Below are 20928 nucleotides of genomic sequence, written 5' to 3' on the forward strand. Positions count from 1 at the left end.
GACCTACGCTGAACCCTTCACCGGTCTTGGCGGAGGGAAACGGAATGGGCCCGACGATGACGTACGTACGGTTCCAGAGCACCGAGCGGAGCCCCCGGGGCCACTTCCCCGGGATCTTCGCGCTGGCCAACGGCCTGGCCCGGCAGGGGCGCCTGACCGAGGAGCAGCACCGGTTCTGGCGGGCGGCGAACGACTGGTACGACGCCGCCTACACCGACCCCTCGCGGGTCGACCCGGCGGTGTACGACCCCGGGGTGAACCCGGGGGCGGTGGCCTGGTTCAAGGGGACGGCGACCCACCTGCTGGACCGGATCCCCGGCTATCTCGCGCTGCTGGCCGCGCACGGGGTGCCGTGCGAGCGGCTGGATTCCGCGGATCCCGGCAGGGTCGTGTACGAGGACGGGCATCAGGTCGTCGTGGTGCCGCGGGCCACGGGCGCGCACCTGGCGGCCACCCTCAACTCACCTACTCCGCACGGGACCTGACGGTTTCCGGCCACGCGCGCCGTCGCTCTGGTGGAGCGCCGCCCCCATCCTGTTCGATGGGGATCGAACAGTCGCGCGCCGGCCGTGGCGCGCCCCAGGGAGCGGAGTTCCTCGATGTCCACGCAGACCGGCCCGGCACGCGACACCCAGCCTCGCGGCCATGCGTTCACGCCGGGGCCCAAGGGGCTGCCGCTCGTGGGAAATCTGCCGCAGTTCGGGAAGAACCCCCTCGCCTTCTTCGAACTCCTGCGCGAACACGGGAACTTGGTGTGCTGGAGGTTCGGACGCAATCGGTGCGTCTTCCTCTCCGATCCCGACTGCATAGGCGAGTTGCTCACCGAGACCGAGCACACCTTCGACCAGCCGAAGCTCGGCATCGCGTTCCGTACGGTACTGGGCAACGGGATGCTGGTGGCACGGGGCCGCGACTGGCGGCGCAAGCGCTCGCTGGTGCAGCCCTCCGTGCGGCCCAAGCAGGTCAAGTCGTACGCGACCACGATGGCGGACTGTGCGGTGGAGCTCGCGGACCGGTGGGCGGACGGCCAACGGGTCGACGTCAAGCGGGAGATGTCCGCGCTGACCCAGAAGATCGCGGTACGCACGATCTTCGGGGTGGACACCCCCGCGGACTCCGAGGCGATGGGGCGGGCGATGGACGTCGCCCAGATGGAGATCGGCAAGGAGTTCGCCGGGCTCGGCGCACTGCTGCCGGACTGGGTGCCGACACCGGGCCGGGCGCGGATCAGGAAGGCCGCCGCCGTCATCGACGCCGAGGTGCGCCGGGTCGTCGCCCGGCACCGGGACGGCGAGAAGGAACGCCCCGATCTGCTCAGCCGGTTGCTCACCGCCGTGGACGACAGCGGGGCGCACCTCAGTGACGAGGAGATCCGGGACGAGGCGGTCACGCTGTACATCGGCGGTCATGAGACGACGAGTACGACGCTGGTGTGGGCGTGGTACCTGCTCGCCCGCAACCCCCGCGTCCGCGACGCGCTCGCCGAGGAGCTGGACCGCGTGCTCGGCGACCGGGAGCCCGGCTTCGAGGACTACGCACAACTGCACTACGCCCAGGCCGTGGTGAAGGAGACCCTGCGGCTGTTCCCGGCGATCTGGCTGATCACCGGTATCGCGAAGGAGGGGGCGACGATCGGCGGCCTGCCGGTCGAGGAGGGCACCCGGGTGTGGAGCAGCCAGTGGGCCACGCACCGCGACGCGCGCTGGTTCCCCGAGCCGGAGGATTTCCGGCCCGAGCGCTGGGACGCCGAGGACGGCGACGAGATCCCGGAGTACGCGTGGTTCCCGTTCGGCGGCGGCCCCCGGGTCTGCATCGGCACGCGCTTCGCGATGGTGGAGTCGGTCCTCCTCCTCGCCGTGCTGGCCCGCCGTTTCACCGTGGACGTGGACCCGGGCGAGATCACGCCGCTGACGGGTCTGACGCTCCAGCCGGACCGGGACGTGCTGGCGACGGTCCGGGCGCGGTAGCGGGCGGGCGGACAGCGTCCGGCGCCCGGCCCTCGAAACGAGGGGCCGGGCGCCGGGCGGTGTCAGTCCTGCGGAAGCCACTTCTTCCAGACGTCCGGGTGGCGCTCGATCCAGCGCTTCGCCGCCTCCTGGGGGTCGAGCTTCTGCGAGGCGATCATCTCGGAGACCTCGTTCTGGTCCTTCTCCGACCAGTGGAACCTCTTCAGGAACGCGGACGCCTCGCCGCCGCGCTCGGCGAAGTCGGCGTTGAGGAACTTCCGCAGCGGGGTCGTCGGGTACGCGCAGTCGATGTCCGCCGGGTCCTTGGCGGCGCACTCGTCGGTGTACTCGGGGAGCTTCACCTCGACCATCGGCACCTCGTTGAACAGCCACTGCGGCTGGTACCAGTAGCTGAGGAAGGGCTTCTTCTCCTTGGCGAACTGCTGGATCTGGGTGATCTGGGCCGCCTCGGAGCCGGCGAAGACCACCTTGTAGTCCAGGTCCAGGTTCTTCACCAGGGCCACGTCGTTGGTGACGTAGGAGGGCGAGCCGTCCATCAGCTGGCCCTTGCCGCCGCTCTCGGCGGTCTTCAGCTCCTCCGCGTACTTGTCGAGGTTCTTCCAGTCCGTGACGTCCGGGTGCTTGTCCGCCCAGTACTTCGGCACGTACCAGCCGATGTGGCCGGTGACCCCGAGGTCGCCGCCCGGGACGATGGTCTTCTTCTCGTCGACGTAGAGCTTCTCCTGGTCCGGGTGGCCCCAGTCCTCCAGGATCGCGTCGACCCGGCCCTGGCTGAGGGCGTCCCAGGCGGGGACCTCGTCGGTCTGGACGAGGTCGACGCGGTAGCCGAGCTTCTCCTTCAGGAGCTGCTCCGCCACGGCGACGTTCGCCTGGGCGCCGACCCAGGACTGGACCGAGAGGGTGACCGTCCTGACCCCGGCGGGGGCCGCGAAGGGGGACGCCTGCTTGGTCATGTCGGCGGCGCCGCAGCCGGCGGTGGCCAGCAGGGCCCCGGCCGAGGCGAGCGCCACGAACAGGCGGGTGCGGGAGCGGTTCATCTCAGCTCTCCTGTCGCTGGCGGCGGGTGGTGGGCTGGGTGACCCGGTCGAGCACCAAACCGAGGCAGACGATCGCCGCTCCGGCGACGAGGCCGGTGGCCAGATCGCCCTGGGCGAGGCCGAGGACCACCTCGTAGCCGAGCGCGCCCGATCCGACGAGTCCGCCGATGATGACGACGGCGAGGACCAGGACGACCGCCTGGTTGACGGCGAGCAGCAGGGAGGGCCTGGCCAGCGGGATCTGGACCTGGCGCAGTTGCTGGCCGGGGGTCGCGCCGAGCGAGCGGGCGCACTCCATCGCCGCCGGGTCGACGCCCCGCAGCCCCTGGGTGGTGATGCGGATGACGGCGGGCAGCGCGTAGATCACCGCGGCAGCGGCGGCGGGGGCGCGGCCGACGCCGAAGAGGGCGACGACGGGAATCAGGTAGACGAACTGCGGCATGGTCTGGAAGACGTCCAGGACCGGTCGCAGCAGCCTCTCCAGACGCTCGCTGCGGGCCGCGCCGATGGCGACGCCGAAGCCGATGACCAGGGTGACGGCGACGGCCGCGAGCACCTGGCTGAGGGTGTCCATCGAGGGTTCCCACACGCCGAGTACGCCGATCGCGGCCATGGCGAGGACGGCGGTGGCGGCGGTGCGCCAGGTGCCGATGGTCCAGGCGAGCGCGGCGACGACCACCAGCACCGACCACCAGGGCAGGCCGGTGAGCCCGCTGCGCAGCGGGTTGAGGACGCCGCTGGTGAAGTGGGCGGCGAGGTCGGCGGTGCCGCCGACGACGGGCACCCCGGTGTAGAGGTGGTCGACCATCCAGTCCTTGGCGGTGTTGACCGGTCCGGCGATGGCCACGGTCACGTCCTCGGGCCAGACCCGGCCGTCGGTGGCCCGTCCGGCGACGGCGACGGCCGCGGTGACCACGGCGGCCAGGGACCAGCCGCGCCAACCGCGCAGCAGCGCCGGGCCGGTGGGCTCGGCGCCGATGCGGCGGCCGGCCGCCTCCGTCGTACGGTCCAGGACGACGGCCAGCAGCACGATCGGGATGCCGGCGGCGAGCGCGGCGCCGACGTCCACGGAGGACAGCGCCTGGTAGACCCGGTCGCCGAGGCCGCCCGCGCCGATCACGGAGGCGATGACGGCCATGGAGAGCGCCATCATGATGGTCTGGTTCAGGCCGAGGAGGAGTTCCTTGCGGGCCAGCGGGAGCCGGGCGCTCAGCAGCCGCTGCCGTCCGGTCGCGCCGAGCGAGGCGACGGCCTCCATGACGCCGGCGTCCGCGCCGCGCAGGCCGAGCGCGGTGAGCCGGGCCATCGGCGGAGCCGCGTAGACGACGGTGGCGAGGACGGCTCCGGGCACGCCGATGCCGAAGACCAGCACCACCGGGAGCAGATAAGCGAAGGCGGGCAGCACCTGCATGGTGTCGAGCACCGGGCGCAGGAGGCGGAACACACGGTCGGAGAGACCGGCCGACAGTCCCAGGAGCAGCCCGAGCACGACGGAGGCGAGGACGGCGACGACCATCAGCGCGAGCGTCTGCATGGTCGGCACCCACATGCCGAGCAGCCCGCAGACCAGGAAGGAGACGGCCGCGGTGAGGGCGAGCCGGATTCCCGCGACGCGCCAGGCCACGGCGGCGGCGAACACGGTGACGCCGGCCCAGCCGAGGGCGAGGAGGACCAGGTAGACCCCGCGCACGGAGAGCACGACGGCGTTGCTGATGTGGCCGAAGAAGTAGAGGAACAGCGGGTGGCTGTCGCGGTTGGAGACGATCCAGTCCGTCACGTCGCCGAGCGGCGCGGAGAGGTCGGCGGTCAGCGCGTCGGGCCAGACGCCGCCGCCCCAGCGGCCGTGCACGAGGGGGACCACGACGGCGGTGACGAGAGCGAGCAGCACAAGCTTGGCCACTGCCGGGCGGTCGCGGAGTACGGCAAGTGGTCCCCGGCGCGCGCCCGCAGCTGCGGGGCGGGCCGGGGTGGCCTGGGCGGTGGCCATCAGAGGGTCACCTCGCGGGAGCCGTCCGGCGCGTCGGGGGTGTCCGGGGCGCCGTTCGCGGAGGCGGTCGCCCGGCCGGGTCCGGTCGTTCCCGCGACGACGTCGAGCAGGCACGCGTGGTCGACGACGCCGACGAGCCGGCCGCCGTCCATCACCCGGGCGGCGGGGTCGCCGGAGCGGGAGACCGCTTCGATGGCCTCGGAGACGGTGGCCCCGGGGCGTACCGCCGGGCCGCGCTCGCTCTCCCCTGCGAGCGCGGGCCGCATGGCCGTGGCGACGGTGAGGACCTGCTCGCGCGGCACGTCGCGGACGAACTCGCGCACGTAGTCGTCCGCGGGCGAGCCCACGATCTCCTCGGGGGTGCCGAGTTGGACGATGCCGCCGTCGCGCATCAGCGCGATCCGTGTGCCGAGGCGCAGTGCCTCGCTGAGGTCGTGGGTGATGAAGACCATGGTGCGGCCCTCCTCGCGGTGCAGCCGGACCACCTCGTCCTGCATCTCGCGGCGGATCAGCGGGTCCAGCGCGCTGAACGGCTCGTCGAAGAGGAGGACGGACGGGTCGACGGCGAGCGCGCGGGCGAGCCCGACGCGCTGCTGCTGGCCGCCGGAGAGCTGCGACGGACGACGGTCCTCCAGACCCGCGAGACCGACCTTCGCCACCAGCTCCGCAGCCTTGGAGCGGCGTTCGGCCTTGCTCAGGCCCTGGATCTCCAGGCCGTAGGCGACGTTGTCCAACACCGTGCGGTGCGGCAGCAGTCCGAAGTGCTGGAAGACCATCGCGGCGCGGTGGCGGCGCAGTTCGCGCAGCCGGGAGCGGTCCATCGCGAGGACGTCCTCGCCGTCGATGGCGATGGTGCCGCTGGTGGGCTCGATCAGCCGGGTCAGACAGCGTACGAGGGTCGACTTCCCGGAGCCCGACAGGCCCATGACGACGAAGACCTCGCCCTTGCGGACGTCGAAGGAGACGTCGCGCACGGCGGCGGTGCAGCCGGTGGCAACACGCAGTTCGGCGGGCGGGAGCGCGGCGTGCTCGCCGCCGGGGATCCGGTCGGCCTTGGGGCCGAAGACCTTCCAGAGGTTGCGCACGGAGAACACGGGGTTCTCGTCGGCCTCGGTGTTCCCGGTGGCCCTGAGGGTCTCGGTTGTGGTCATCGGACATCGCCTCCGGTGCTGGTGCTGGTGACCGGCGCGGTGTCACGCGCCCGGTCCGCGAGGAGTTCGGCGCACTTCTCGCCGACCATGAGGACGCCGATCATCGGGTTGACGGCGGGCATGGTCGGGAAGACGGAGGCGTCGGCGATCCGGATGCCGTCCAGGCCCCGGATGCGCAACTGGGGGTCCACGACGGCCGCTTGGTCGTCGGCAGCGCCCATCCGGCACGTACCGGCCGGGTGGTAGACGGTGTGCGCGACCTTGCGGGCGTACTCGCTGATGTCCTCGTCCGAGGTGACCTCGGGACCGGGGCAGACCTCGCGCTTCAGCCAGTGGGCCAGCGGTTCGGTGGCCGCGATCTCACGGGCGAGCTTGATGCCGTCGACCAGAGTGCGGCCGTCGTGGTCGTCCTCGTCGGTGAAGTAGCGGAAGTCCAGGGCCGGCTTGACCTCGGGGTCGGCGCTCGTGAGGTAGAGGCGGCCCCGGCTGCGCGGCTTGGGGATGTTCGGGGTCATCGACACCCCGTGCTCGGGCTTCTCGTAGCCGAGCCGCTCCGGGTTGTCGGTGAACGGGATCTGGTAGAAGTGGAACATCAGGTCCGGGCCCCGGGATTCGGGGTCGCGGCGGACGAAGAGTCCCGCGTCGGAGTCCATCGCGGAGTTCTCCGGGATGGGCCCGTCGGTCTCCCAGACGATGACGGACTCGGGGTGGTCGAGCAGGTTCTCGCCGACGCCCGGCAGATCGTGGCGTACGTCGATGCCCAGCGCGGCCAGGTCCTCGCGCGGACCGATCCCGGAGTGCAGCAGCAGCCGGGGCGTGTCCACCGCGCCCGCGCAGACGATGACCTCGCGGGCGGCGCGCAGCAGGATCTCCTCGCCGTCCTTCGTCCGCACGTGCACTCCGGTGGCGCGGTTGCCCTCGAACTCCAGCCGGTACGCCCATGTCTCCAGCAGAATGCGGAGGTTCGGGCGGTCTCCGGCCTCGATGTGCGGGTGGAGGTAGGCCACCGAGGCGGAGGAGCGCTTGTTGTTCTCGGGGTGGTAGGCGAGGTCGAAGAAGCCGACGCCCTCGTGGAACGGCTTGCTGTTGAAGCTGTCCACGCGCGGGACCCCGGCCGCCTGCTGGGCGGCGTCGACGAAGTCGCGGGCGATGGCGTTGCGGTCCTTCTCGTCGACCGGAACGATGTTGTTGCGCAGCTTGGCGAAGTACGGGTCCATCGCCGCCGCGTCCCAGCCCTCCGCGCCCGCCTCGGCCCACTCGTCCCAGTCGCCGGGCAGCGGCTTGAAGCTGATGAGGGTGTTGTGCGAGGAGCAGCCGCCGAGGACCCGGGCCCGGCTGTGCCGGATGTGGGAGTTGCCGCGCGGCTGCTCGGTGGTGGGGTAGTCGTAGTCGAGGTCGCCGCCGAGCAGGCCGAGCCAGCGGCGCAGGGTCAGCACGTCGTCGCGGTCGAGGTCGGTGGGGCCGCCCTCGATGACGGTGACGGTGACGTCCGGGTCCTCGGTGAGCCGGGAGGCGATGACCGATCCGGCGGTGCCGCCGCCGACGATCACGTAGTCGGCCGCGGGGCCGTCGGGGACCGCGGTGCTGCGGGGGGTGGAGGGCATCGGTCACTGCTCCTTCTGCAAGGTTCGTGCGTGTACGTGGTGCTGCGAACAGCCGGGCGGGACCGGACGGATTCCGAAGAGGGCGCCCCGTCCCCGCAGGCGTCAGCCGGCGAACCAGCGCTGGGGGCGCGGGTTCAGGTTCTGGTAGATGTGCTTGGACTCGCGGTACTCGGCGAGCCCCGTCGGGCCGAGCTCGCGCCCCGTGCCGGACTTCCCGAAGCCGCCCCACTCGGCCTGCGGCAGGTAGGGGTGGTAGTCGTTGATCCAGACGGTGCCGTGGCGCAGCCGTCCGGCGACCCGGCGGGCCCGGCCCGCGTCGGTCGTCCAGACGGCGCCCGCGAGGCCGTAGTCGGTGTCGTTGGCCAGCGTGATGGCCTCTTCCTCGGTACGGAAGGTCTCGACGGTGAGAATCGGGCCGAAGGTCTCCTCACGGACCACCCGCATCTCGCGGTGGCAGCCGTCGAGGACGGTCGGCCGGTAGAAGTAGCCGCCCTCGGGCCGTACGTCGCTGGGCTCCGGGCGTCCGCCGCCGGCCCGGACGATCGCGCCCTCCTCGCGGGCGGAGGCGACGTACGCCTCGACCTTGGCGAGCTGCTGGGCGGAGACGAGGGGCCCGCACTCGACGCCGTCGAAGGTGCCCCGGCCGAGACGGATGGCGTCGGCTCGGCGGGCCAGCTCGGTGACGAACCGCTCACCGACCGAGTCCTGGACGATCAGCCGGGCCCCGGCGGAGCAGACCTGGCCGCTGTGGAAGAACGCGGCGTTCAGCGCCTGGTCCACGGCGGTGTCGAAGCCCTCGTCGGTGGCGCAGGCGTCGGCGAAGACCACGTTGGGGTTCTTGCCGCCCAGCTCCAGGGCGACCTTCTTCACGGTCGGCGCTGCGGCCCGGGCCACCTTCGTACCGCTGGCGAGACCGCCGGTGAAGGAGACCAGGTCGACGTCGGGGTGCTCGGAGAGACGCGCGCCCACCGGGTCGCCCGCGCCGGTGACCAGGTTGGCCGCACCGTCGGGAAGTCCGGCCTCGGAGAGCAGCCGGATCAGGTGGACGGTGGAGAGCGGGGTGACCTCGCTGGGCTTGAGCACGAAGGTGTTGCCGGCGGCGAGGGCCGGGGCGATCTTCCAGCTGGCCTGGAGGAGGGGGTAGTTCCAGGGGGCGATCAGGGCGCAGACGCCGACGGGTTCGTGGACGACGATGCTGTGGACGTCGGGGTCGCCCGCGTCGACGACCCGGCCGCCGCTCTCGTTCATCACGAGGTCGGCGAAGTAGCGGAAGGCTCCTGTGACGTCGTCGACGTCGACCCGGCCCTCTTCCAGGGTCTTGCCGGTGTCGCGGCTCTCGGTGATCGCGATCTCCTCGCGGTCCCGCTGGAGCAGCTCGGCGACCCGGCGCAGCAGCCCGGCCCGCTCGGCGACGGGCTTGTGCGGCCAGGGGCCGTCGTCGAAGGCGCGCCGCGCCGCCGCGATCGCCGCATCGGCGTCCTCGGCCCCGCCCTCAGCGACGACGGCCAGGACCGTGGCGTCGGCGGGGTCGATGACCTCGCGCGTCGCGCCTGATCCGGCGGCCCGCCAGGAGCCGTCGATGTGGATGGTGTTGAGCGCCGACATGTCGATTTTCGCCTTCCGTGCCTGAAATGCCCCCTCCGGTTCGGCCGGGGCGGTGCGCGGTGGACCGGGGTACGGCCGCACCAGCGGCCTGGAACCCTCCCCGGTCCGGCGGAATGTATGCCGAGAATTTCACGCACAGTGACGTGCCTCACGCGTGAAGGCCTCCCCCCGGGCACTCCCGCACGCTCCGCAAAGGCGACCCGGTGCTGGTCAGGCGCGTGGTCGCGGGGCGGCCAGCAGGTGCGCCGCGTGCTCCCACACCTCCGGCCCCTCCCCCGCCACAGCGGCGGCGAACCGCTCCGGGCGGGCGAGGAGCCGCCGGTGGCCGGGGTGGAGCGCGGTGTGCGCCAGCAGCCAGCCCGCCAGCGGATGCGGATCTCCCGGCGCCTCGGACCAGCGCTCCCGGTACGCCTCCCGTGCCGCCGCGGCCTCCCCCCGGACCAGCAGCACATCGGCGCGGACCGGCTGCGTGATCTCCGGGCGCGCGCCCGGAGCGACGGCGAGCGACGCGGCGGCCACAGCGACGCCCGACGCGACGATCGGTCCGGCACCCGGCGCGGCGCCCGGCCCGATGCCCGCGACGGTGACGTCCGACGCACGGTCCGGCGCGAGGTCCGGCGCGAGGTCCGGCGCGAGGCCCGGCGCGAGGCCCGGGCGGAGGTAGAGCGCGCCCCTCACCTCCTGCCAGTGGGTGCGTTCTGAGGCCGGGACGAGCAGGGGCGGCCGTACGGGCGGCGGCGCGGTGCCCGTGCGCAGCGCCGCCGCCAGCCCGGCGCGCTCCTCGTCCGCGCACCGCAGATTGCGCAGCCGCCACTCGGCCCGGTGACCGGCCGCCGCCGCGCGCCCGCGCCACGGCACGCCCCTCCACCGGTTCACGCAGCCAGCCGTCGACGGTGCGGGTGAGTCCGGCGACCAGCCGGCGGCCGGGCCCGGTGAGCCCGGCGTACCGCCGCCGGCCTGGGCGGCAGCGTCCCCCGCCGCCCAGCGGTCCGCCCACCGGCGCAGCGCCGCACCCTGCTCGGCCGACAGGGCGGCGGCCGTCTCGACGAGGACGACGGCGGCGGGGAGGCCGTCGGCGAGTGCGGCCATGTCCAGCGCGTGGTCGAGGAGTTCGGCCGGAGTTCTGTGGTCCGGCAGTTCCCCGGGCAGTTCCTCGGCGAGGAGGGCGGCGAGGCGCCCGCCGTCGATGTCCTTCGCGTCGACGAGCAGCCGCCACGCCTGCCGGGCGACGCTCTCCTCGAAGACGGGCGCGAGCCAGGGGGCCGGCCGGCCGTCGCTCCGGATGCCAGCCTCGGCGGCGATCCGCTCGGCGTCGTCCTGGCCGGAGACGGTACGGACCGCGTAGACGAGTGCTTCGGGGCCGCCGGGCCGGTGGATCACCTTGCGGACCAGATGCGTCATGTCGATCCGGGGCGTGCTGTCCGGGTAGGCCAGTTCGACGCCGAGGCTGTAGGCCACCGTGTCCACGAACTCGACGCGTTGGGTGCGGTCTTGACGCAGACGAGCAGGGTCAGCGCGTCGACGAGGCTCTGCACCAGGTCCGGTCCCGGGTGCCCGTGCCGGACAGCACTCATCGCCGGGCCATCCCCCGCCGAGCCGGTCCAACTCACATGGCTGACGGCGAAGTTACCACGACTGTTTCTTCGGCAACCTGGATCTTCGCGTGCTCCGGAGACCTGCCCGGGGCACCGCCTCAGCCCCTCGGCGCGGGCACGGCGGGGCGGGCCCGCCGGAACGCCGCGTCCCGCTCGCGGACCAGGCCGCCGGGGCCCGCCGACCGGAGCACCACGTCCAGGGCGCGGTCGGGATCGGCGGCGTACACGGTGCTGAACCAGGCCATGTTGGCCTCGACGACCGCCCAGACGGTGGCCCGGCCGGGGCGGCGCATCCGCCCGACGTCGACGACGACGGCTCCGGGCAGGGTGTCCCCGCACTCCGCGGTGAGCCGGTCGGCGAAGGCGCGTACGGCGGCCTCCTGGGGGTGGCCTGCCAGCGGGGCCGCGTCGAGCCGGCCGTGCACGGCGTAGCGCGATCCGGTGCGGATCTCGCCGTCGAGCAGGAAGAGCCTGAACTCGTCGGCCCAGCTGACGACTTCACTGATCTGGACGAGCGGGTCGCCGGAGCCCGGCGGAGGCTGCGGGAGCGAGGCGCCGTCCGGGTGGACGGCGGCCGGGAAGCTCTTGTCGGTGGGCGGTTTGACGAAGAGCGGGCCGGTGCGGCGGCGGGCCTCGGAGAGGGGCACCCGGCTGACGCTCCGGCCGGTGAAGGCGACCGGAAGGGCGTCGAGCCACCCGTCGTGCGGCTCCAGGAGCGCCACCCCGAGCGGATCCGCGACCCGGGCGCCGAGACACGGGCCTCCGTAGTAGTGCCCGTCTCCTCTCCCCCGGTACCGCTCGGGCACTCCGTCGGCGGGCAGCACGGTCACCTCCATGCCGCGTCGGCGCGCCGCGTCGGACAGCAGGGAGGCCGTGCCGGAGCGGTGCGGCGCGAGCGCCAGGAAGCCGGGTCCGGACCGCATACGGCTCGCCTCTCCCGCTGTCCGCCGGTCGCGCCGTCAGCCCAGGAGGACCGGGAAGGCGGTCATGTCGTTCTGCGTCATCACCGGAAGCTTGGTGATCTCCCCGTCCGGGACGGCGAGGCGGAGTCCCGGGAAGCGCGTGAACAGAGCGGGCAGCGCGATGCCCGCCTCGACGCGCGACAGGGCCGCGCCGGGGCAGATGTGCGGGCCGTGACCGAAGGTCATGTGGCGGTTCCGCGTGGGCCGGGTGATGTCGAAGTCGTCCGCGTCGGGGCCGTGTTGCTCGATGTCGCGGCCGATGGTCCGATAGGAGACGACGAGCCCCTCGCCCTTGCGGATCACCTCGTCGCCGACGGTGATGTCCTCGGTGGCGAACCGCATCAGCAGGTGGGTGGTGGGGGTGTCCCAGCGCAGCGTCTCCTCGATCACCGCGTCCCAGCCGACCTCTCCGGCGAGCACCATGCGCAGCTGGTCGGGGTGGGACAGGAGTGCGCGTACGGCGTTGAGGACGAGGCCGATGGTGGTCTCGTGCCCGGCGGCGACCATGGCCTTGAGGTTGCCCACCACCTCCTCCTCGGTGAGCGGCTCGCCGCCCTCCTCGGCCAGGATCAGCGCGCTGGTGAGATCGTCCGTGGGCCGGGCGGTCTTCTCCCGTACGAGGTCGGTGTAGAAGACGTCCAGCTCGGCCAGCAGCGCGAGGCGTTCGTCCTGCGGGGTGAGCATGGAGAAGAACGCCTTGTACTGCCTGGTCAGCATGGCGTGCTGGGACTCGTCCACTCCCATGAGCATGCCGACCACCCGCATCGGCAGCGGCTGGGCGAAGACCGCCTTCAGGTCGACGACCCCGTCGTCCCCCCGCGCCGCGTCGAGGGCGTCCAGCAGCTCCTGGGTGAACTTCTCGATCTCCGGGCGGATCGTCTCCAGACGGCGGGGGGTGAGCGCCTGCGAGGTCTTGGTGCGCAGCCGCCGGTGTTCGCTCCCGTCGACGGTGAACATGGAGCGCCCGGCGTCGATCATGCCGATCAGTGGCCACGCGTGAGTGACCGCGCCGCTCTGCCAGAGGCCCCAGGCGTCGATGCTCTTCACCAGCCTCGGGTCGACGAGGAGTTGGCGCGCTTCGGCGTGCCGGGTGACCGTCCAGGCCGGTACGCCGAGCAGGTCGATCCGGGCGAGGACCCCGGCGTCGCGCAGCCGCGCGGTCTCGCCGTCCAGGTCCTGGACCATGGGGTCGATGACGACGGTCCCGGCGCCCCGGTCGGCCGGCGCGGCGGCAGTGTGCGGGCAGTTCACAACGCGTCTCCTGTCGTGCGTACGGGAGTGAAGCGGACGGGCAGGGCGATCGACCCGCGCAGGAACGCGGACGGCCGGCGGACCAGTTCGGAGGCGGGGACGGCCAGTTCGAGGTCGGGCAGCCGGTCCAGCAGCACCTCGATGCCGGTACGGGCGATGACCTCGGCGATCTCCTGGGCGGGGAAGGGGCAGCGGTACTCGCCGTGACTGAACGCCAGGTGCGCGCTGTTGCCGCCCTGCCCGGAGCGGACGGCGGATGCGCCGACCTGCTGCCGGATGTGCGGGTCGGCGTTGGCCGCGCCGAGCCCGAGGAGCAGCATGTCGCCGCGGGCGATGTTCCGTCCGCCGAGCCGGGTGTCGCGCGCGGCCCAGCGGCCAGCCAGGATCTGGGTGGGTCCGTCCTCCCAGAGCACCTCGTTCATGGCCTCGGCGACACTGTGCCGGCCGCCGGACAGGGCGTCGGCGAACTGGTCCTCGGTGAGCATCAGCCGGGTGGAGTTGCTGATCCAGTCGGCGGTGGTCAGGTGGCCGGCGGCCGTGACGGCCATCAGGTCGAGCGCGTACTCCTCGTCCGTGAACGGTTCGGGGTGGGCGAGCATCCGGGAGGTCACGTCGTCGCCGGGCCGGGCCCGCTTGGCCGCGACGAGGCGCCGCATGTGCTCACCGAAGCGCAGGTGCGCCTGCTGCGCGCCGGCGCCGCCGTCGGCGAGGTCCTTGAGCACCCGCGCGATGTCGGCGCCCTCGTCGTCGGGGAAGCCGACGAGCCGGGCGAGCACGAGGACGGGCAGCGGCTCGGCGAACTCGGCGACGAGGTCGGCGGCGCCGCGGGTGCAGACGGCGTCGATGAGCCGGTCGGCCAACTGCTCGCAGTGCTGCCGGATCTCGAAGGGGTCCGCGCCTTCGAGAGCCGGTACGACCATGTCGACGTGCTTGCGGTGCTCGGCTCCGGCGGTGAAGTAGATGGACGGCATGGGGGTGCCCACCATGGGCAGCAGCGGCCAGTCGGCGGGGACGTTTCCCCACTGGTTCCACAGGGAGACGTCCCGGGGGAACAGCTCCCCGTCGCTGGTGACCTGGTGGAGTTCCCGGTAGCCGATCACGAGCCAGGCGGGAAAGCCACCGGGCAGCTCGACCGGGACGACGGGCCCGTGGTCGCGCCGCATGGACCGGTAGAGCTCCTGGGGTTCGGTGGGGAAGCCGGGTCCGCCGAGCGCGACGGAGCCCGTACCGGCGCCCACCGGGCAGCGTCCGCCGGCGCCGGCCGTGGACGCGGGCGTGGCGGACGAGGGGTTCGTCATCGTACGGACTCCAGGGGCGACGGCTTCGCGCGTTGCGACCATACGATCAACGCGGCACCACTATAAGGAGATTGCGTGAACCACCGAAGCTGTTCGCGCTCATATTCGCCCGAACTCCGATGGTCTCGCCCTCACCTCCGCCCCTTCTCCTCCGATATCCGCCCACCGTGTGGTGACCAGCCCCGGGCTCGCGCCGTGATCCCGCCGCTCTACGATCGGGGCGTGTGCGCTGACGTCATAGTTGCCGAGGACGACGAGAAGCAGGCCGAGCTCGTACGCCGCTATCTGGAACGGGAAGGACACGCCGTACGGATCGTGGGCGACGGCCTCGCCGCGCTCGACGCCGTCCGGCACCAGGAACCCGACCTGCTCGTTCTCGATGTGATGATGCCCCGGGCCGACGGCCTGGACGTGGTGCGGGTGCTGCGGTCCGAGAACCGCGAGCTGCCGGTGCTGATGCTGACCGCCCGGTCGACCGAGGACGACCTCCTGCTCGGTCTCGACCTGGGCGCCGACGACTACATGACCAAGCCCTACAGCCCGCGCGAGCTGATGGCCCGCGTCCGTACCCTGCTGCGGCGTGCCCGGCGCACCGCCTCCCCGGAGCCGGTGGCCGAGGACCCGGTACTCCGGGTCGGCACCCTCGTGGTCGACCCGGCACGGCACCAGGTGTCCGTGGGCGGCGGGGCGGTGGAGTGCACCCCGGGCGAGTTCCGGATCCTGGCGGCCCTGGCGGCGGGACCGGACCGGGTGTTCAGCCGTCAGCGGCTGCTGGAGGAGCTTCACGGGTTCGACCGCTACATCAGCGCCCGGACCGTCGACGTGCACGTCATGAACCTGCGCAAGAAGATCGAGCGGGCCCCGCGGCGGCCGGAGCGGCTGCTCACCGTGTTCGGCGTCGGCTACAAGCTCACCGATCCGGCGAAGGCCGCGGCCCGGCGTGCGTAGGGCGCACGGCGGGACCGGCGGGACGGACGGCCCCGGGACGCACGGGGACGGCAAGGGCCCCGGCCGAAGCGGTCGGCACGACGGCCGGCGGGAGACACCGGGCCGGGCGCGGCTGCCGCTGCGCCGGAGCCTGCTGGGGCGGCTGCTCGCCGTCTCTGCGCTGGTGGCCGCGTGTTCGGTGGCGGCCACCGCCTGGATCGCCGTGCAGACGACCTCCGGCGCGATCAAGCAGGAGCAGGGGCAGAACCTCACGGCGGACGCCAGGATCTACGACACGCTGCTGGACTACGCCGCCCGCAACCCGACCTGGGACGGGGTCGGTGCGACGGTGCGGGAGCTGGCCCGGGAGTCGGGCCGCCGGGTCGCCCTGACCACGCAGGGCAGGCAGCCGCTGGCGGACTCCGCCACGGCGGCGACCGCCCCGGCGCTCCCGCCGCAGGCGTCCGCCGTGGTCGACCCGTTGTCCGTGGACACCGTTCTGGCGGCGCGCGGTACCGATGGACAGGGCACGGCGGCCGACCGCATCGATCCCCGGGCGGTGGGGCCGTTCCGACTGTCGGCGGCCGACGGCAAGGCGTTGCGGCGGACCGCCGACGACCAGGTGGAGTGCCTGAACCGGGCGGGAATCGCCTCGGACGTGGTGGTCGGCGCGAGCGGCCGCCCCCGGGTGCAGATCGTGGGCAACGACCCCGAGCGCGCGCTGGGCACGCGCTGCGATCTCGCCGCCCTGGACGAGCCCACCCGTTCGGAACAGAAGGCGCTCGACGCGCTCACCGGGTTGGCCGACGCCTGTCTGAAGCGCCAGGGCCGCGAGGGCGTACGGCTGAACAGCGACCTGTCCTGGGGCGATCCCGCCTCTTCGTCCGTGCCGGGCGAGGCCGGACCGCTGGTGCCACGGGTGCCGCTGCCGGCGCCGGTGCCGAGCGACGCCCCCATGGAGGACGCCACGCCGTCCGTCGTCACGCCGGAGCGCACGGGGGAGAACGACCGGGCCATCGCGTCCTGTGTGAGCGCGGCCCGGAGCGAACAGCTCAGCTCGTACGTGTCCTCCCCCGCCCTCCTCTTCATCGGCGACGAGGGCGGCGCGACGCTGCCCGGGTTCGACCTCTCCCCCGCGAACACCGCCAGGATCGCCGGGGCCGCGGCGCTCGTGCTGGCCCTCACCGTGGGCGCGTCGGTGTTCGCGGGAGCCAGGCTGGTGCGCCCGCTGCACGCGCTGACCGGCGCCGCGCAGCGCATGCGCGACGGGGAGCAGCCGGAGTCGGTGCCCGTCTCGGGTGACGACGAGGTCGGCCGGCTGGCCGCGGCGTTCAACGACATGTCCGCGCACCGGGCGCGGCTGGAGGAGCAGCGCAAGGCCATGGTGAGCGACGTCGCCCATGAGCTGCGCACCCCGCTGAGCAACATCCGGGGCTGGCTGGAGGCCGCCCAGGACGGACTCGCAGACCCCGACCCGGCGTTCGTCTCCTCGCTGCTGGAGGAGGCCGTGCTGCTCCAGCACATCATCGACGACCTCCAGGACCTGGCCGCCGCCGACGCCGGGGTGCTGCGGCTGCATCCCGAACCCGTCGAGACCCGGGAGCTGCTGAGCCAGGTCGCCGCCGCCCACCAGGCGCGGGCGGAGAACGCGGGCGTCACACTCGCCGTCACGCCCACCGCGCCGGGGCCGGCCCTGCGCGCCGACCCGGTCAGGCTGCGGCAGGCGGTGGGCAACCTGGTGTCCAACGCCGTACGGCACACACCGGAGGGCGGGCGGGTGACACTGCGCGCGTACGCCTCCGAGGAGGGTGACGGGGCGGTGCTGGTCGAGGTGGCGGACACCGGATCGGGGATACCGCCCGAGGACCTTCCCCATGTCTTCGACCGGTTCTGGCGCGCGGAGAAGTCCCGCAGCCGCCGCACGGGCGGCAGCGGCCTCGGCCTCGCCATCGTCCGCAAGCTGGTCGAGGCCCACGGCGGCACGGTGGACGCGGCGAGCGTCGAGGGCGAGGGGTCGACGTTCGTCCTCCGGCTGCCCGGGACCACGCCGCCCGGCCCCTGATGGGATGACCACAGCGCTCTGACAGCTTCTTCATATCTCCGGGCCAGCCTGGCGGCACGCCCCGTCCCCGGTGCGAACCCGCGTCCGGGGCCTCACGGGGCCGAGTATGGAATGGAGCCATCCGTATGACCGCTTTCTCCTCTCGCCGCACCCTGCGTGCCGCCGTCCTGGCCGCCGTCGCGGCCGGCGCGGTGCTGGTCCCGTCCGCCGCGGCCTTCGCCGACGCCTCCCCGAAGCCGTCGGAGCCCGCCGTGGTCGACCTGTCGAAGCCCGCCGAGGCCGCGACGGAGACCCCGAAGGCCGCCGCCCCGGCGGTCGCCCCGCGCGGAGGCGTGGCGGCGGGCGAACGTCCGACGCCCGCACCGAAGGAGGCCGGACCCGCGGAAGCCACACCTGCGGTGACCCCGCGCGGAGGCGTGGCGGCGGGCGAGCGCCCGGCGCCCGCACCGAAGGACGCGGGCCCGGCCGTCACCCCGCGCGGCGGTGTCGCCGCGGGTGAACGCCCCGCCGGCAGCGGTGACAGCAGCACCGCGGTGCTGATCGGCTCGGTGGCCGGGACCGCGCTGCTCGCGGGCGTGGGCACGATCGTGCTGCGCCGCCGCTCGGCGGCCGGCCTCAACGGCTGACCCGCACCGCTCACCACCGCTGACCGTGGCGCCGCCCCGCACCGGGGCGGCGCCACGCCCGCGCACCGGCCCGCACCACACCGCCCCGCCCGATCCCGGAGTCCTCTGTGCCGTCCCGTACGCCCCACCGCTTCCGGCGGACCACCGCCCTGCTGGCCGCCCTCGCGGCCTGCGTCGCACTGGCGGGTTGCTCGTCCGCCGACCCCTCCCCCTCGTCCTCCTCCTCATCCTCCGCCGCCGCGTCGGGCACGCCTTCCGCCTCGGCGTCTTCCGCACAGGGCGAGGCGGCATCCGGATCGACCGGATCGACCGAGCCGTCCAGGACGGACGAGCCGGACCGGCCGGCTCCCGCCCACGTCTCCATCCCCTCGATCGGCATACAGAGCACGCTCATGGCACTGGGACTCAACCCGGACGGCACGGTCGAGGTCCCGCCCGCGGAGAAGGGCATGACCGCGGGCTGGTACAGCGGCGGTTCCGCGCCCGGCACACCGGGGCCCGCCGTGCTGATCGGCCACAACGACACCCGCTTCGGCCGCGCCGTCTTCCACGACCTCAAGAACATCCGCGAGGGCGCCGAGGTGCTGGTCCGCGACGGGGCGGGGAAGACCCTGCGCTACACGGTCACCGGAAAGGAAGCGGTCAGCAAGAAGGCGTTCCCCACCGACAAGGTCTACGGCCCGACGAAGGACAGCACGCTGCGGCTCATCACCTGCGACGGCGAGTTCGACGCCGAGGGACATACGGTCGACAACCTCATCGTGTACGGCGCCCTCGCCTGAGAGTCGGCGCACCCGCCCACGTGGTACCCGGATGGCAGCCGGGCGGACAGACTCGTGCCACCCGGTGTCTACCCGTGGGTAACTCCCGCTGCTTGGATGGGGTCGACCGGTACGCCCCCCACTCGACCACAGGAGACCTCGTGCCGAACACCGCGTTCCGCCGCCTGACCGGCGTGGCCCTGTCCGCCGCCCTCGCCACCGCCACCCTCGCCGTGAACGCACCGCAGGCGGCGGCTGCCGAGACCCCTTCGCTGCGGGTGCTCTCGTACAACGCGTTCATCTTCAGCAAGACCCTGTACCCCAACTGGGGCCAGGACCACCGGGCGGCCGAGATCCCGAAGACGCCGTTCTTCCGGGGCAACGACGTCGTGGTGATCCAGGAGGCCTTCGACAACGGGGCCTCCGACGCGCTGCTGCGGAACTCCGCGTCCCAGTACCCGTACCAGACTCCGGTGGTCGGCCGCAGCAAGAGCGGATGGGACGCGACGGGCGGCTCGTACGCGGCGGCGACGCCGGAGGACGGCGGCGTCACGATCCTGAGCAAGTGGCCGATCGTGCGCAAGGAGCAGTTCGTCTTCAAGGACGCCTGCGGCGGCGACTGGTTCTCGAACAAGGGCTTCGCCTACACGGTGCTGAACGTCAACGGCGCCCGGGTGCACGTCGTCGGCACCCACGCCCAGTCGACCGACCCCGGCTGCTCGGCGGGCCAGGCGGCGCAGGTGCGCAGCCGGCAGTTCCAGCAGATGGACGCGTTCCTCGACGCGAAGAACATCCCCGCCTCCGAACAGGTCGTCGTGGCAGGCGACTTCAACGTCGACGGGCACTCGGCCGAGTACGCCTCCTTCCTCTCCGACGCGGGCCTGAGCACGCCGGAGACCCGGACGGGGCACCCGTACTCCTTCGACACCCGCGACAACTCCATAGCCTCCGAGCGCTACCCCGACGACCCGCGCGAGGACCTGGACCACGTCCTGCACCGCACGGGCCACGCCAAGCCGGCGGGCTGGAAGAACGACGTGATCAAGGAGGAGAGCGCCCCCTGGACGGTATCCAGCTGGGGCAAGGACTACACGTACACGAACCTCTCCGACCACTACCCGGTGATCGGCTCCGGCCGGTAGCCGCGCCATGACGTCGCCGTCCCCCTCTCTTCATTACTGGAGGGGGGCGGCGACGTCGCCCGACTCCCGCCGAGGCCTTCCGGGGGCGGTCCGGGATGCTGGTACGTGAACGAAGGCAACACACCGAAGGAGTCACTCGTGAGTGATCCGCAGCCGTTCACGCTCATCCCGGGAGCTGCCGACTCACCGGTCCTCCTGCACGTCCCGCACGGCTCCCGCCGCATCCCGCGAAAGGTGCGCGAAGGGATCACGTTGGACGATGCCGCCCTGGAGCGCGAGCTCGACCACATCACCGACTCCCACACCGCCGAACTGGCGGCCGCGGCAACGGCGATCGCCCCGGCCGCCCCGTGGCGCTTCGTCAACGACCTCTCCCGGCTGGTCGTCGACCCGGAGCGCTTCCCGGACGAGCGGGAGGAGATGCTCGCCGTCGGCATGGGCGCCGTCTACACCCGCACGACCCACCGCGAACCGCTCCGCCCGCCGGGGGCGGACCCAGGCCCCTTGCTGGAGGCGTACTTCCACCCGTACGCCGCCGCGATGACGAAGGCGGTCGAGTCGCGCCTCGCCGCCGCCGGCCGCGCGGTGATCATCGACGTCCACTCGTACCCGACCCTGCCCCTCCCCTACGAACTCCACGGCACCGGCCCCCGCCCGCCCGTCTGCCTGGGCACCGACCCGTTCCACACCCCGCCGGAGCTTCTCGCGGCGGCGGAGGCGGCGTTCGGGGGCCGCGTCTCGCCGGGCGGTCTCGGACACGACACCCCGTTCGCGGGTACGTACGTCCCGCTCCAGCACTACGGAACGGACCGTCGGGTCACCGCGCTGATGATCGAGATCCGCCGCGACACGTACATGAGCGAGCCGGGCGGTCCGGCGGGGCCGGGGCTCGACATGCTGGCCGGGGCGCTGGCGGAGTTGGTGGAGGCGTGCTGAGCCGGCCGGGTGCCTCC

At 73.0% G+C, this 20928-nt stretch carries 17 protein-coding genes; 8 read left to right on the forward strand and 9 right to left on the reverse strand.

What is annotated here, in order from left to right; genetic code table 11:
- Window positions 1-44 precede the first annotated feature (44 nt).
- A complete protein-coding gene (locus tag ACIRJT_RS25810; protein WP_403913273.1) occupies window positions 45-485 on the forward strand; it encodes a hypothetical protein in 441 nt (146 codons plus the stop codon).
- Window positions 486-599: 114 nt separating this feature from the next.
- Window positions 600-1967 carry a cytochrome P450 gene (locus ACIRJT_RS25815; protein WP_403913276.1) on the forward strand — a complete coding sequence of 456 codons (1368 nt, stop codon included), beginning with the start codon at window positions 600-602 and terminating at the stop codon, window positions 1965-1967.
- Window positions 1968-2029: 62 nt separating this feature from the next.
- Here the strand turns inward: ACIRJT_RS25815 and ACIRJT_RS25820 are convergent, their stop codons facing one another.
- The 9 genes from ACIRJT_RS25820 to ACIRJT_RS25860 form a co-directional block, all read right to left on the reverse strand.
- Window positions 2030-3004, reverse strand: a complete 975-nt coding sequence (locus ACIRJT_RS25820) for an ABC transporter substrate-binding protein (RefSeq protein ID WP_403913279.1) — start codon at window positions 3002-3004, stop codon at window positions 2030-2032.
- A gap of 1 nt (window position 3005) precedes the next feature.
- Window positions 3006-4991: an ABC transporter permease gene (locus tag ACIRJT_RS25825; RefSeq protein WP_403913281.1), complete on the reverse strand. Its 1986-nt coding sequence runs from the start codon at window positions 4989-4991 to the stop codon at window positions 3006-3008.
- Window positions 4991-6142 (reverse strand): glycine betaine/L-proline ABC transporter ATP-binding protein, encoded by a 1152-nt coding sequence (locus tag ACIRJT_RS25830; protein WP_403913284.1) that lies wholly within the window; start codon window positions 6140-6142, stop codon window positions 4991-4993. Before ACIRJT_RS25830 ends, ACIRJT_RS25825 begins: the two co-directional genes overlap by 1 nt.
- Window positions 6139-7746, reverse strand: coding sequence for a GMC family oxidoreductase (locus ACIRJT_RS25835; protein ID WP_403913287.1), 1608 nt, complete (start codon window positions 7744-7746; stop codon window positions 6139-6141). Before ACIRJT_RS25835 ends, ACIRJT_RS25830 begins: the two co-directional genes overlap by 4 nt.
- Window positions 7747-7848: 102 nt before the next feature.
- Window positions 7849-9351, reverse strand: coding sequence for an aldehyde dehydrogenase family protein (locus ACIRJT_RS25840; protein ID WP_403913290.1), 1503 nt, complete (start codon window positions 9349-9351; stop codon window positions 7849-7851).
- A 210-nt stretch (window positions 9352-9561) separates the two neighbouring features.
- Window positions 9562-10818 carry a hypothetical protein gene (locus tag ACIRJT_RS25845; RefSeq protein ID WP_403913293.1) on the reverse strand — a complete coding sequence of 419 codons (1257 nt, stop codon included), beginning with the start codon at window positions 10816-10818 and terminating at the stop codon, window positions 9562-9564.
- Between the two features lie 226 nt (window positions 10819-11044).
- Window positions 11045-11869 (reverse strand): ATP-grasp domain-containing protein, encoded by an 825-nt coding sequence (locus tag ACIRJT_RS25850; RefSeq protein WP_403913295.1) that lies wholly within the window; start codon window positions 11867-11869, stop codon window positions 11045-11047.
- Window positions 11870-11905: 36 nt separating this feature from the next.
- Complete coding sequence (locus ACIRJT_RS25855) at window positions 11906-13159, reverse strand: cytochrome P450 (RefSeq protein ID WP_403913297.1); 1254 nt, start codon at window positions 13157-13159, stop codon at window positions 11906-11908.
- Window positions 13156-14457, reverse strand: a complete 1302-nt coding sequence (locus tag ACIRJT_RS25860) for a cytochrome P450 (protein WP_403913300.1) — start codon at window positions 14455-14457, stop codon at window positions 13156-13158. Before ACIRJT_RS25860 ends, ACIRJT_RS25855 begins: the two co-directional genes overlap by 4 nt.
- A 222-nt stretch (window positions 14458-14679) precedes the next feature.
- Here ACIRJT_RS25860 and ACIRJT_RS25865 point away from each other — a divergent pair, with 222 nt between their 5' ends.
- From ACIRJT_RS25865 to ACIRJT_RS25890, 6 genes are all read left to right on the forward strand, one after another.
- Complete coding sequence (locus tag ACIRJT_RS25865) at window positions 14680-15405, forward strand: response regulator transcription factor (protein ID WP_402012794.1); 726 nt, start codon at window positions 14680-14682, stop codon at window positions 15403-15405.
- Between the two features lie 118 nt (window positions 15406-15523).
- A complete protein-coding gene (locus ACIRJT_RS25870) occupies window positions 15524-17446 on the forward strand; it encodes a sensor histidine kinase (RefSeq protein ID WP_403913648.1) in 1923 nt (640 codons plus the stop codon).
- 125 nt (window positions 17447-17571) lie between these two features.
- Window positions 17572-18072, forward strand: a complete 501-nt coding sequence (locus tag ACIRJT_RS25875; RefSeq protein WP_403913304.1) for a hypothetical protein — start codon at window positions 17572-17574, stop codon at window positions 18070-18072.
- 107 nt (window positions 18073-18179) lie between these two features.
- Window positions 18180-18854, forward strand: a complete 675-nt coding sequence (locus ACIRJT_RS25880) for a class F sortase (RefSeq protein ID WP_403913307.1) — start codon at window positions 18180-18182, stop codon at window positions 18852-18854.
- A 140-nt stretch (window positions 18855-18994) separates the two neighbouring features.
- Window positions 18995-19975: a sphingomyelin phosphodiesterase gene (gene sph, locus ACIRJT_RS25885; protein ID WP_403913309.1), complete on the forward strand. Its 981-nt coding sequence runs from the start codon at window positions 18995-18997 to the stop codon at window positions 19973-19975.
- Between the two features lie 138 nt (window positions 19976-20113).
- A complete protein-coding gene (locus ACIRJT_RS25890; RefSeq protein WP_403913312.1) occupies window positions 20114-20911 on the forward strand; it encodes an N-formylglutamate amidohydrolase in 798 nt (265 codons plus the stop codon).
- The last annotated feature ends 17 nt before the right edge of the window (window positions 20912-20928 follow it).

The sequence above is a fragment of the Streptomyces sp. NPDC102283 genome (assembly GCF_044766265.1).
Classification (GTDB): domain Bacteria; phylum Actinomycetota; class Actinomycetes; order Streptomycetales; family Streptomycetaceae; genus Streptomyces.